The 12,090-nt window shown below is 33.2% G+C and carries 18 protein-coding genes; all 18 read right to left on the bottom strand.

Translation table 11 applies throughout. The features are described 5' to 3' along the window. A partial coding sequence (locus BGC07_RS20910; RefSeq protein WP_158006993.1) for a hypothetical protein occupies window positions 1-444 on the bottom strand: 444 nt, incomplete at its 3' end. A gap of 393 nt (window positions 445-837) precedes the next feature. Next, complete coding sequence (locus BGC07_RS16245; RefSeq protein ID WP_069314111.1) at window positions 838-1,242, bottom strand: hypothetical protein; 405 nt, start codon at window positions 1,240-1,242, stop codon at window positions 838-840. Between the two features lie 2 nt (window positions 1,243-1,244). Continuing rightward, the gene (locus tag BGC07_RS22775) at window positions 1,245-2,003 is read right to left on the bottom strand and encodes a PAAR-like protein (protein ID WP_069314110.1); all 759 of its coding nucleotides are present in this window, start codon (window positions 2,001-2,003) and stop codon (window positions 1,245-1,247) included. A gap of 251 nt (window positions 2,004-2,254) precedes the next feature. After that, window positions 2,255-3,277: a hypothetical protein gene (locus BGC07_RS22770; protein WP_069314109.1), complete on the bottom strand. Its 1,023-nt coding sequence runs from the start codon at window positions 3,275-3,277 to the stop codon at window positions 2,255-2,257. Then, a complete protein-coding gene (locus BGC07_RS16230; protein WP_069314108.1) occupies window positions 3,243-3,623 on the bottom strand; it encodes a hypothetical protein in 381 nt (126 codons plus the stop codon). Before BGC07_RS16230 ends, BGC07_RS22770 begins: the two co-directional genes overlap by 35 nt. Continuing rightward, window positions 3,592-4,485 carry a hypothetical protein gene (locus tag BGC07_RS16225; RefSeq protein ID WP_069314107.1) on the bottom strand — a complete coding sequence of 298 codons (894 nt, stop codon included), beginning with the start codon at window positions 4,483-4,485 and terminating at the stop codon, window positions 3,592-3,594. Before BGC07_RS16225 ends, BGC07_RS16230 begins: the two co-directional genes overlap by 32 nt. A 2-nt stretch (window positions 4,486-4,487) precedes the next feature. Continuing rightward, window positions 4,488-5,573 carry a type VI secretion system protein IglI family protein gene (locus tag BGC07_RS16220; protein WP_069314106.1) on the bottom strand — a complete coding sequence of 362 codons (1,086 nt, stop codon included), beginning with the start codon at window positions 5,571-5,573 and terminating at the stop codon, window positions 4,488-4,490. 64 nt (window positions 5,574-5,637) lie between these two features. Further along, window positions 5,638-6,714, bottom strand: coding sequence for a hypothetical protein (locus BGC07_RS16215; protein WP_069314105.1), 1,077 nt, complete (start codon window positions 6,712-6,714; stop codon window positions 5,638-5,640). A 207-nt stretch (window positions 6,715-6,921) separates the two neighbouring features. Continuing rightward, window positions 6,922-7,311, bottom strand: a complete 390-nt coding sequence (locus tag BGC07_RS16210; RefSeq protein WP_069314104.1) for a hypothetical protein — start codon at window positions 7,309-7,311, stop codon at window positions 6,922-6,924. A gap of 150 nt (window positions 7,312-7,461) precedes the next feature. Next, complete coding sequence (locus tag BGC07_RS16205) at window positions 7,462-8,124, bottom strand: hypothetical protein (protein ID WP_069314103.1); 663 nt, start codon at window positions 8,122-8,124, stop codon at window positions 7,462-7,464. Then, window positions 8,105-8,626 (bottom strand): hypothetical protein, encoded by a 522-nt coding sequence (locus tag BGC07_RS16200; protein WP_069314102.1) that lies wholly within the window; start codon window positions 8,624-8,626, stop codon window positions 8,105-8,107. The genes BGC07_RS16205 and BGC07_RS16200 overlap by 20 nt, the downstream gene beginning before the upstream one ends. Then, window positions 8,613-8,852 (bottom strand): hypothetical protein, encoded by a 240-nt coding sequence (locus tag BGC07_RS16195; RefSeq protein ID WP_069314101.1) that lies wholly within the window; start codon window positions 8,850-8,852, stop codon window positions 8,613-8,615. Before BGC07_RS16195 ends, BGC07_RS16200 begins: the two co-directional genes overlap by 14 nt. Next, complete coding sequence (locus tag BGC07_RS16190; protein ID WP_139121800.1) at window positions 8,824-9,366, bottom strand: hypothetical protein; 543 nt, start codon at window positions 9,364-9,366, stop codon at window positions 8,824-8,826. The genes BGC07_RS16195 and BGC07_RS16190 overlap by 29 nt, the downstream gene beginning before the upstream one ends. Continuing rightward, a complete protein-coding gene (locus BGC07_RS16185) occupies window positions 9,347-9,856 on the bottom strand; it encodes a hypothetical protein (protein ID WP_069314099.1) in 510 nt (169 codons plus the stop codon). The genes BGC07_RS16190 and BGC07_RS16185 overlap by 20 nt, the downstream gene beginning before the upstream one ends. A gap of 11 nt (window positions 9,857-9,867) precedes the next feature. Then, window positions 9,868-10,812, bottom strand: coding sequence for a hypothetical protein (locus BGC07_RS16180; RefSeq protein WP_139121799.1), 945 nt, complete (start codon window positions 10,810-10,812; stop codon window positions 9,868-9,870). Then, window positions 10,790-11,032, bottom strand: a complete 243-nt coding sequence (locus BGC07_RS16175) for a hypothetical protein (protein ID WP_069314097.1) — start codon at window positions 11,030-11,032, stop codon at window positions 10,790-10,792. Before BGC07_RS16175 ends, BGC07_RS16180 begins: the two co-directional genes overlap by 23 nt. Before the next feature lie 5 nt (window positions 11,033-11,037). After that, a complete protein-coding gene (locus BGC07_RS16170; protein WP_069314096.1) occupies window positions 11,038-11,634 on the bottom strand; it encodes a hypothetical protein in 597 nt (198 codons plus the stop codon). A 14-nt stretch (window positions 11,635-11,648) separates the two neighbouring features. Beyond that, window positions 11,649-12,068: a type VI secretion system contractile sheath large subunit gene (locus BGC07_RS16165; protein WP_069314095.1), complete on the bottom strand. Its 420-nt coding sequence runs from the start codon at window positions 12,066-12,068 to the stop codon at window positions 11,649-11,651. Between the last annotated feature and the right edge of the window lie 22 nt (window positions 12,069-12,090).

Here is a 12,090-nt window from a genome sequence, read left to right as displayed (position 1 = left end):
TCCATTAAAAAATGGCAAGCATAAGTGTGAAGAATAAGATGCTGGCACATACGAACAATAATTAATTTTTTCAATAGAAAAATAATCAATCAAACTAAAATTGTAGTCTTTATAACTCTCATTTAATGCCACTGTATAAGTTTTATTACCATCATAAATTAATTCTAGTTGATAGTGTTTAAGGATGTGAATCATATAATCATAGAAAGTTATTTTCTTAAAATCATCATAATAACTACATGCTACAACGATTAATTTTTTCTTCTCAGTCAAACTATCAACAGATGAGTCTATAGTAAAATCGATAAATAATTTTTCCTTATCAAGCAAATCAAAATAATTTGACCAAACATCTTGGTAACTAGCATCAGTTATTACATCAAAACATGAGAATTGAGCAAGAATAGCCAAGGGATCTTTAAACTCAATAGTAATCACTTTCACCAAATCAGTTTGATTGGCACCATTTTTTCTTTGATAACGAACTGAATAACATGGATTAGGAGCTAATTGGCTATAGCCATAGTAATAAGAAGAGTACTCTTCTTCCTCACTATCTTTGCTTAAATTAACGGAATTTTTAGCATATGCTCCAATTTTTATAAGGTATGCATTACGTAGATACTGTAATTCTACATCAACTTGCCCTTGATCTTCTGTGTGACTCTCATAAAATACAAACTCTCCTACAACTCCATAGCGTGTTTTTTTATAAGATAAACTCTCTATGTAAGCACTGCCTACGACAAAGTCTTTTACATTTTTTTAGTTTGTCATCATAGCAAGTCACAGTGACTGATAAATCTTGATCCAATAAAAACGACATACAACAACCTTTTATGAGGCACTCACTGTTATTGCTTTAAGAGCAACTTCTTGCGTGGCACTAATATTCACATTTTTTTGCGATGAAACTTTAATATCTGCACCATTGATCTTTATTGTCGAACCTAACTCAATAATATTTCCACTGCATGAAAGCTCTATTTTTCCATCTTCTATTCTAATATAGCTATCATCTCCTACGGAAATTTGTATTGATTTTTCATCTATACTAATTTTACTTTCCTCAACTGAAAATACTCCATTTTTTTGAGATTTCACTAAAATCGTATCCGCTGCTGCCGTCAATAATGACTGCTCTGACTGGAGGGAGAGTGTGGTTGTTTTGTCATCTTTGAGTGCATTTAATTCGATGCCCTCTTTATCACTAATCACTGATGATATAATATTACTAGCCATGATTAGGTTACTTTCATCTCATCTTGTCCAGGGTCGGCAATTGTCAATGTTGCACTCATCATGCTAAAAATGCAATAGCATTGACTTTGACTAGTCGCAACAGGAAGACTTACTGCTTTTGTTAATGTTGCTGGTGGAAAAAAAGGAGTAACAATCGGAATACACGTCGTAGGCAAAATACCAAAGTTAGCAGTTGCCAGAGGGTTTGATGAAGACATACATGCGCCAAAACTTGGAATATTTAAATAAGGAATTACATTTAACATAACCGTCATGGCTTTGCCTGGCGCATAGTTTTTCCCAAGAGGAATAATATTAATTGGCATCTCTGCCAAGCCTTTATCACATTTAATACGTGCCCCTGAAGCTACACCAATTTGATCAGCTTCAGCACCAGCAGAAAACGATGAGAAACTTGAAGTTAGGCAAGCTATTGCTTCGTTAATATCATTAATAATCTGATCTAATGGATAAAAATAAGCACATAAATCTTTTAAACTAAAAAATGAAGGAACTGAAAAATAACCTTTTGCTTTATTTATTATATATTGATATCCTGATAATGCCTTATTAGTTAACCAATTTAATGTTTCCAGAGCATCAGAATATTGATCCATTGCAAAGTTTTTTGCCTTATTATAATAATCATTTAACACTGATAGCCCTGCTAATGCATCATGGTAAAGACCTAAAATATCAGGTAAGAAACCTACTCCTAACAGACCGGGCAACATATTCTTTAACTGGTCCAATGCATCCATAATATTATCCATAGAAAGGGCTTTTTTGAAATATACCCACTAGGATGCTGACTGCGGATATTAAGGAAGATAGTAGCGGAGAAACTCCTAAGCACAATGAAAATTTATCCCACAATTTTTTTAATTTATCCAATAAGTAATTCAACTTATCACTTAAATTAGGTAGAGAAAAATCAAATAAACTTGAGCACCCATCCATAAACCCATCCACAATACCTTTTGTCCAGTCTTCAGCTCTATCTTTTATGTCATTAATTGTATTTAATATAATTTTTTAGAAAATTCAGATTCACTGATGGCGTAGAAATATCAGGGAGTGACGGCATAGAAATATCAGGAAGTGACGGCATAGAAATATCAGGAAGTGACGGCATAGAAATATCAGGAAGTGACGGCAAAAATGACTCAATCAGCTTACCTATTTCCTTAAGCATGATTAAGTTAATACTCGGCAACCCCAAACTAAAGCTTGGTAGAGAAAAGTCTATATCTAATAAAGGAGGTAAAGCTAAACCACAGACACTCATTTCAACATTGTTTTTCATTGCCTGGCTAGCTTCAAGCAGATTATTGTCTGCCATAATTTGATCAAGCTGCCCCTGTAATGTCGCCTGTGTTGCTGCTAAATCTGCAAACTGATCCTCATAAGATGATAAGTCAGATAGCCCCGTACCATTCCCAGACATCATTGCCGTTGGGTCTGCAAGGCTAGTTTGTAAATTAGTAAGTTGTGCTGAAGCCGTCAGAGCTTGCTGCATAAGAGCATCTTGCTTATTTGTATAGTTTGCCTTCACATTTGATTGATAGTTGGTAAGCATGCTTTGACAATTGGTAACTGAAGCAGCAGCAGTGTCAAACGAATTATAACCCATTTGCTGCACTTTCTCATTTTCACTCAGATTCATCAAGACTGCTGCGCTATTTTGCATCACCATCAAATCTTCAGCAGAAAAATCACTACAGCGACTAAACTGGCTCCAAACCTCAGTTTGTGCATCTAATTGATTCGTCGTTGTTGCCAAACTAACAAATGGATTCTCTTCATCCATTTGGCTCACCGCTTCATCAATTTTATCTTGTGGATAAGGATTGTAGTTCTGATACTGGTCAAGAAAGTGCCGATGCTGTTCATCGACTATCGCACTTAAATTAGCAAGCTGATCCGTCTTCATTTGCTCTAAAGATGGCGTTTGCCCATCATACTCATTAATAAAGGACTGCATCGCTAATAAGTTTTGACTATTTTTTGATAACAGCTCCTTGATTTTCAGCAATATCTTTCAAACTTTGTTGTGCTGAAGCCACATGCTGATTCAGTTGAGCCTGAGCGGCCTCTCTGCCGGAACTTCCTTTATCCCCTAAAAACATTGCTGTATTTTTAACAAAATTAGCTTTATGGCTGCTATCATCACCCTCCTGATTCATTGGGAAAGCATCTGTAGATAGGGAGTTGTCAGTAGTCCCACTACTATCACCTAGAAATAATGCTACACTTTTTTCAAGTTCTGTTTTCCCACTAAAGTCATCGCCATTTTGTGGTACTGCTGTTAATCCAGAGGATCTAAAACCATTGGCAATACTTCCACTATCACCTAGAAATAATGCCATATTTTTTTGCAAGTTCTGTTTTCCCACTAAAGTCATCACCATTTTGTGGTACTGCTGCTAATCCACTGGATCTAAGACCATTAGCAACACTTCCACTATCACCTAGAAACAATGCCACACTTTTTTCAAGTTCTGTTTTCCCGCTAAAATCGTCACCATTTTGTGGTACTGCTGTTGATCCACTGGATCTAAGATCATTCGCATTACTTCCACTATCACCAAAATATAACCCTGCTCTTTCTTGTAGAGAAGGTGCGCTTGCTATTGTATCAAATTGAGAAAGAGCAGGAGTAAGGCCTATCGGTAAATTAACTCCCCTAGCTGAGCTTAAAGCAGATATAGCAGACTCTGAAGACATGGCCTTACTATATATGTTTTGTGTGTTTCCCTGGGCCATTGACAGAGCCTGAGTCATACCATTAACACTTGCTTGCAATTGATCAAAAGCCATATTATTCATATCACCAGGCACTTGATGCTTATCTTTTAAATTAATAAGCGATGATTTGAGTTGCTGCAGATGATCTACTTGAGGGAAACGATTTTCAATTTTATGATAATCAATCAGCTTTTGCTGTGACTCGTTAGCACAATTTAAAATTTCTGATTGAGTTTTTCCTTTTAAATCATCAGCGGATAAAAAAATAGCATTCTTATCCATTGCAATCGCATCTTTTACCTGTGCCACATGATACTGACAAGCCTCTAATGGAGTTGCAAATACCTTTTTAGGTTGAACTTCTTGCGGCAAGGAAATAGATTCACCTAGTTTTTGTTTACTTTTTTCAAGAGCATCAGAAAAATCAGGCAACTTACTCTTAGACTCGTATAAAGATGACTGCAGTTCTTTGAAGTCAGCTGGATTAAATGTCATAGTTAACCAAACTCAGAGTCAGAATCAAAGTCAAATTCAAACTCATCCTCAGCATAATCATTATTTTCTTCGTTATCTTTCTCAGCATCTTCAGCAAAACTCTCTGCATGTCTGCTAAAATCATCTGTCTCCATTCTATTTTCTTGTTCCTCTTCAGGCATCTCTTTCTCAATTTTTTCATTATCAGTTTGCAGGGTTATCCGAGAAAAGCCTTCTTCATCGATAACTCCTAGTTTGGGTAGAATCGACCGATTTTCACGAATGAAATTTGACATCTCATGCGTGTTATTAAAGTTATCTTCTTGATATATCTGACCTCCTGAAACAAGCGCCTCAGGACTTGATTTATACATTTGCTCTGCAATATGCCATTCTAAAGTATCCTGACTGTTATCAATGAAATTTTGCATTTTTACATAGTGCTTCGATAAATTTCGATAAAAAGGAATGAATACTTCAGGAAAATAAAGAACAGGGTCAAAATTTTTTAATTTTTCTTGAATGTCCTTATAAAATAAAGAAGATTCAAATATACGACCTTGATTAGACAGCTCCATACACAACTCAATTTTTTTAAATAAACGTGCCAATTTAGGAGACAACTTATCATCAAATACTAATGATTTCTCAGGATTTTTCTCTTTAGACTCTTGCTGCTGAACAACTTCATCAGCGGTTATGTCACGCTTAGCTTTAAGCAGATAACCATTGAATTTATTGACATAACTATCAATATCAATTGATTTTGGCAAGCTCTTTTTAAAGTTTTCTAGTTGCAACAAAACTTCATCAATCGGCTCCTTTAAAATAAGCCCTTTTTCATCAATGCTATCAATAAGCTGATTAAACATCCAAGCCAATGACTTCGTATTTTTTTTATTCTTGCTAATATCGAAGTCATCACTCTTGATAAAGATAGAAAGACTATTTATCTCTTGAGAAAGTAACTCTTTAACAATATAACTGCAAACTACAGAATAAGAAAGCAGCTCAAGATTTAAAGAATTTCCGTCAATTTCATCATTTATCATCTCAAGTGCTTGGTGATACTTGAAGTCATAAATTAATTCTTTTATAGCGTTATTCATTATCACCTACACCAAACACGCCTTAACACGCTCATGATCTGAGATGCTTAATGATCTCAAAAAATTAGCTTTTACCTTTAACAAAACCTTCTTTATAATTCTCTAAATTCAAATAAAAATCGTAATATATATTTGTAGCAGAAGAGAAAGGGTTTATATTTTTTTCTGGGGTATATTTAGCATTATTAGCGAGATCATTTATTGAATAAAAACCACCTTTTGCATTCTTTTTATCAAAATCTTTTTTGAATAAAAAACTAGATGCTGCCCCTCTAAATGTCATAGTTTTATTACTAAAATAGTTTTCAATAGCCAAACAACAATCTTCATATTCTTCTAAAATTTGTACTAGTTCATCACTAGAATTAGAAGTATGTGGCCTGAACCCTACAGTTGACATTCCCTGCAACTTCTTCAATATTTCTTGAGATTTTTTAAGTCTATTTTCCTTATTATCAAGCGACATTAAGTCTTCAATCTCCCCCAAAAAATCTATCTTATTATATACTTTATAAAATTTCGCATTACCAGTTAGCTTAGTTTTTGGTGTTAAATGACCTTTCTTAAAAATTTCATCAAGACTAAGATTCTCCACATTCTTTTTGCCTTTAGGTGTAAACCTAGCTTTGGCATTAAGAGCATTATATAAGTTTGGCAATAAAACATAGGAGTAACTATTCAACAGCTTATTTCTTTCCTCAGGAGAAATTGAACTTGCACTTATACCTTTAAATGTATATGCCACCTTGAAAGGCACTTCTTTATTTTTCGCCATAACAAAAGCTTTATCACTTGCATCATCATCAAGATCTTCAATTTTAGAAATCCTTACATAGTGATGTTGTTGATCATATCTCTGTATATTAATAAATTTTAATGATTTCTCTATCTCATTTTCGCAATATGCAAAACCTAAAATGGAAGCCAGTCCTATGATATTTTCAAATAGGCTCTTATGTGCTTCAACTAGCAGAACAAAGTCGTTCGATAGATTCCCATTTTTAGTTTTAACGAAATTATTGTACCCACATAATTTACCAGTTAAGTAAATAGGTAATAGTGATTGTTGTGATTTAGATAAAATATTTTTTGTAAAATCAACTAAACTTCCGGAATTTCTAAATGGGGCATCCACAGCCATTGAAAGCCTATCTGCAGCACTTTCGATAATAGCACGAGTTGTTAAACCTAAAAAAAATGAGCAGGACTCTTAAAATCATCGAAATACTTATTAATCCAGATCTTCTCATTCAAGAATATATTTCGAGTTAAACATGCAATAACTCCCTCTAGGGATGAGTAATAGCTATCAAATAACATAATAGATATAGTGTCTGATAATAGCTGATCACTTCCAATGCTTAATTTTTTTGATATCAATGTCACCTTTTGATGTAGTAACCTTATTCTCTCGTGATAGGTCTAAAAATATCAACCCAGATGCTTGTAAAAAAATTAACATATTATGCACTGTATTGTAGAAATCAGAATAATACTCTTTTGTCATTTTTTTGATTTCTAGTTTTATTTTCTCTTTTTGAGATTGAGTAAGGTGCGTGTAAACATCATCTTCAATTGCAACATGATCAACATCTGTTGGTGACATAACAATCTGGTTAAGTGACTTTATTTTACTACTGTCTTTAACCAAGTTAGTCATATTGCTAGTAAGCATAAAAGCTTTCATGTTCCTTTCAACTTCAGCGCTTGGAGTATTACCTGCTTTATCCCCTGACATTATTTTTTGTAGCTGACTCTACAGTAGCTTGTGCATAATCTAAATCTCGACCAAAATTAAGGTAAAGGGACAGCATATTTGTAATTTTGTCATACAGAGGTGACATAATATTAAAATATCTAGAAGACCCCCCCTCTTAAATTACTATATTCAGATACTTTTTTTAAGATCATATAAAACAGACCTAACTCCATCAACAACCAACCTTATTTCTTTTAAATAATTAGTAATTTTCTCTGGAAACTTACCTCTTGATATTATATAGTCACCAGATATTTTAATTATATTTAACAGGTAACTGCGTGAAGCATGCAATAAAATCAACTGCTCAAAACTACCCACTAATACTGCTGAATACATCCTTAACATTGGAACAACGGAGCCTATATAGCAATCAGATCTAGCATAATTAATTGCACTTATGACCATAGCGAACTCTTGATCTTTAATAGCTTTTGCCACATGTTGATTATCAAAATCTTCTTTTTTAGCTGTGACATACTCAATTAATCCGGATTTTCTCCTATAGTCACTGGTTTTTTTATCAGCATCTTTAATGCTTTTATTAAGCTCAATAACATCATTTTCCAATGCATCAGAATCAATTTTTTGGTTAAATCTGCAAATTATCCCCTCATCATCACTACTATCTAAAGCCGAAGCAATATTTTCTGATGACTTTATTATTCCATTAACATGCTTGCGATCTCCAACCAATCCATCATTTACTCCCGTGTCTTTCCCCTTATCTTTAGCTAAAGCTTTAAATTGATCTTTTTTAGAAAATTTATTACTATCTTTTTTCAAAATCATAACGAGCATATTTCCTTGTAATTGCAACAACCATTAATAACAATGAAGCCCTATGTGATATTGAAGTATGCAGAGCTTTATCTGACAGATTCCTTGGTCTAAGCATAAAATTAACAAATGCAGCCTCTGCTGGAAAACGGTCTTCAAAGCGCGAACATTGTTCATTCATATCTGATGTCAATATATCTTGTACAAATGATTCGGTAAGTCGATCTAACTCTGCATCCCATACTTCATTTACTTGCACAACAGCCTGATCATCCTTGGCTTTATTTTTCATCTCTAATATTCTTTTATCAATTGTTGAGTCTAATGAAGATTTAAAGCTTTGCATTTTCTCAATCAAGTATGTATCGTAGAACTCTGATGTTGAAGCGTCATCATCTTTAGAAAAAATCATTGATGAAACTAATGCTAATGTTCCAGTAAATAATGGCCTTACATCTATTTTTTTGACAGAATTTGAAAGAGCAAATAAAGGAACCTTTTTAAAAATTCCCATCTTTAGATCTAATTAAATCACGCATAACTGATTCAAGAGTTAATCCAAATTTAAGTTTGGCAGAAGAGGCTCCTCCACTAACGCCACCCTCATTAGTTAATGCATTAATATTATTAGCAACATCAACGATAGACTTCATATCTGAATGTTTTGCTTTGCTCTCAAGTAGATCATTCACAGAATCTTTTTTCAGTTTATCAACGGTAATTTTTATTTGTAACAACATCAACAAGTATATCTGCATATCCAGCATTATTCAGCCCTTTAACAACTGTCTCTACTTCCCTTTTATTACTTAAATCAATATCTCTATTATCTTTTCCTAAAATTTTACTTGTAAATTTTCTAAAAAATCCCCTATACGTTTTAGATGACTCTCTATTTGTTTTAGTACCTGACATCAAGTTATGCATTTTTGATGTTATTGTACTATCAAACTCCTTTCTAAACATCAGGTTAACCTTCATTAAAAATTTCGTAAAATCTTCAATTAAAAAGTAAACAGATGGAACATACATACTATTAGTGTAACTATATGCATTATCTTTGCAAATATAAACTTGCTTTGTTAGTATATTATATAAATGCCTCGCTAATACAGCCATTATTACCGTATCCTGATTGGATATAGTAATAACATCTTCCATTAAATCCAAGCCTTTTAACTCTTTACAATGAGACATATAGGACTTTATCTTTACTAATGCCGCTGTTATAGCTTCAGCAGATGCAGTATCCAAAAAATTCAGAAGCATAATCTAACTGAAGTTCTGTTATTATGTTTAATTTATAAAACTCTGGAGGGTAAAGGTTAGTATATGCATATCGTGAGTTAGTCGCTATATTTGAAAGGCGATCACCAAGCTTAGACATCATTCCTTTTTCTTTGTCAAGCTCCTCTTTACGCTTAGCACTGACTGAAAACTTTACTCGGGGGTCTATAACTTCGATTTCATTGACATTAAGCCCTGCCTTTTTTGCAATTTTCAATACAGAGTCATTAAAAAAGTCTTCATACATTTTCCAAAATTTTACGCCGATGCCTTGAGACAATTTAATCCTAATAACAGGGTATTTTCTAACACCTGCAGTACTACTTTTCAGCTTTTCTCTAAGCTCTTCCTCACTAATATCAGGATTCGCATTCAAAAGCGCATCAACAAAACTTTGACCACCTGCAGCTAAAAGTGGTTTTAATGGAGCTAAAACAGCACTAATTCCAAAGTCCATACTATATATCCTTAAACTTTTATGATTGCTAAATCATCTTCACTATTAAGTTTGTAATTTAATAAGCAGAGTGCTTGTTCATTTTTTATACATTCTAAATCATAACTTTTTTGAAGCAGCATTGCTTTATAGCCTTTTCTTTCATTAAAAACGCCTTTATACTTTTCATTTTCTATTAAAATCGCACCTGCAAGTGACATAGAAAGTATTGTATTTATTCTAGAGGGCGCACATACTTTTACTTGATTAATATATTCCCCCTTCAAAATAATAACAATTTCAGAGTCATCATTAATACTCATTGATTTTGTGTATATCACATTATTATCAATATAATAGTCAATATGGGAAAATTTATTAAGTTTGTGTGCTAATTCGGCACAAATAAGGTCTTTAATTCTATTAAATGCAATTGCAAAATTATCATGACTATAGCAAAGCAGCTCTGAATTTAAACTATCCACATCTGCAATAAGGGCATAAACTTTTGAAAGACTCTGAAATAAATATACTGGATGACACTGCACTAGATTTTTTGAATTAACCAACAAAAATTTAATATCATGAATAAGAAGATTTATCACACTTCGATAAGAAGGGGAAGCGTCAAGTGATTTCTTTTTTGAATATATTTTTAACTCTTTGGTAATATTTATTGTTGTTTCAATGACTTTGTTAAAACACTGAGTAGCGATAGATAAAGAAGGCGCTATAAAACTAGTATTCACAACAGAACTTCCATCAACTTTTCGATCAATGTCAAATAGTTTCATAACAAATTTAGAATTTTTCACAATCTCACTTGTTAAATTGATTTTTTCTTTAAGTAAAACTATCTTTCCATTTTCTGTTTCATGAAGGACATCCTCACCATTAAGGATATTAATGTAGATACTAACTCTTTCTTTATCGATATTATTTATATCAAAAGCATTAATCGTAGCAGTTTTTTTCAATATCAATATATTCACCTTGATGGGTTAATAAGCTTAGCTTACTGATATTCAATATACCCATCTGCATCTCAGCTTCAGACCAACATATATTTAATATCCCATAGTTGGGAATGCCATTACAGGCATTCCCAAAGCTTTGCTGAGCCATCAAATAGTCACTAAAGTATTCAAAATGCTCAGGATATAAACATTGATCATTATACCACTTTGGTCTTAACATATTAATCAGCCGTAATTAACACTACGTGCAATATTTAATTGATCAATTTGCTGTAAAGCATAATCATTTTTATAACCAATCATATGATTGCCAGTAATGAAAATTTCCGTATAAAGCTGACTTTCATCTACAATATCAGGTATTTCAAGCATATCTTTTGATACGCGTATAACAATAGGGTCACTTGGTTTAAAAGCAGTAAACCATGGGTTAGACTCTGTTACCGCATCAAAAGCCTTACAGGACTGTTGCTTATTAGGCTCACTAAAGCTAAAAACAACAGTATTAGTTTTCGCATCAAGACCTTTAAGCTGTTTATACACATCTCTATGGAATATTCCATGTATTTCTACATCATGAGTTTTTTTACTAGCAACAGGTATCTTATGGTATGTTACAATAAAATCTGTTTGTACTGCTTCTGTAGAACCACCATCATATACAGGTATAGTCTTAGATGGGCTGTCACCATTAATTGTAACTTTAAAAAATAACCTATTCTCCTCTTGAACTCTTTCTTTACTGGCTGCAGATGTCAATGCAGCATCATAATCAAAAGATGCAACCAAGCAATCATTTTCAATTTTCCAAGGTGTCGTCATATTAAGCTCCTTACTTAAGCTTCTAGTCGAGTATCAATTTTCAGTTCGACATTTAAACCCTCAAACTGAATGTGTGGTAAAACAACAATACTACAGTTATACCATCCTGCTTTACCTTCAATTTTTTCCACATTAATTTCGGCTTTCTTAAATGGAAAATATGAAGCAGTCAAATCATCAGGGTTAGCAATTAATGTTACATAATTACTAATCCAACCATGCAGTTTTTGCTGAATATAATCAGCTCCCGCCGTAAGACCAATATCCATTCTCATCATTGTTCGAACATAATGAGCAACTCGACAGATTGCATACGTATATGAGAGGTTAGCAACCATCTGTGAGTTTTGGGAATCAAAAGGGTCTTCAAATTCATCAATATACTTCAAAGATTGTGTACTGAAAAAAACAAGCATTTGATGTGCCTTTTTCATAAATTAATGGCATAAAACCAGC

This window comes from Piscirickettsia litoralis, from assembly GCF_001720395.1.
In the GTDB taxonomy this organism is placed as follows: Bacteria; Pseudomonadota; Gammaproteobacteria; order Piscirickettsiales; family Piscirickettsiaceae; genus Piscirickettsia; species Piscirickettsia litoralis.
The sequence above is the reverse complement of the archived record's forward strand: the minus strand, read 5'-3'. Positions and strand labels throughout refer to the sequence as shown.

Bases quoted from the DNA above. Each gene is read 5' to 3' on its own strand.
- BGC07_RS16245 (WP_069314111.1), bottom strand. From the start codon at position 1,242: ATGGCTAGTAATATTATATCATCAGTGATTAGTGATAAAGAGGGCATC.
- BGC07_RS22775 (WP_069314110.1), bottom strand. From the start codon at position 2,003: ATGGATGCATTGGACCAGTTAAAGAATATGTTGCCCGGTCTGTTAGGA.
- BGC07_RS16225 (WP_069314107.1), bottom strand. From the start codon at position 4,485: ATGACATTTAATCCAGCTGACTTCAAAGAACTGCAGTCATCTTTATAC.
- BGC07_RS16220 (WP_069314106.1), bottom strand. From the start codon at position 5,573: ATGAATAACGCTATAAAAGAATTAATTTATGACTTCAAGTATCACCAA.
- BGC07_RS16215 (WP_069314105.1), bottom strand. From the start codon at position 6,714: ATGGCTGTGGATGCCCCATTTAGAAATTCCGGAAGTTTAGTTGATTTT.
- BGC07_RS16210 (WP_069314104.1), bottom strand. From the start codon at position 7,311: ATGTCAGGGGATAAAGCAGGTAATACTCCAAGCGCTGAAGTTGAAAGG.
- BGC07_RS16205 (WP_069314103.1), bottom strand. From the start codon at position 8,124: ATGATTTTGAAAAAAGATAGTAATAAATTTTCTAAAAAAGATCAATTT.
- BGC07_RS16200 (WP_069314102.1), bottom strand. From the start codon at position 8,626: ATGGGAATTTTTAAAAAGGTTCCTTTATTTGCTCTTTCAAATTCTGTC.
- BGC07_RS16195 (WP_069314101.1), bottom strand. From the start codon at position 8,852: ATGTTGTTACAAATAAAAATTACCGTTGATAAACTGAAAAAAGATTCT.
- BGC07_RS16185 (WP_069314099.1), bottom strand. From the start codon at position 9,856: ATGGACTTTGGAATTAGTGCTGTTTTAGCTCCATTAAAACCACTTTTA.
- BGC07_RS16175 (WP_069314097.1), bottom strand. From the start codon at position 11,032: ATGTTAAGACCAAAGTGGTATAATGATCAATGTTTATATCCTGAGCAT.
- BGC07_RS16170 (WP_069314096.1), bottom strand. From the start codon at position 11,634: ATGACGACACCTTGGAAAATTGAAAATGATTGCTTGGTTGCATCTTTT.
- BGC07_RS16165 (WP_069314095.1), bottom strand. From the start codon at position 12,068: ATGAAAAAGGCACATCAAATGCTTGTTTTTTTCAGTACACAATCTTTG.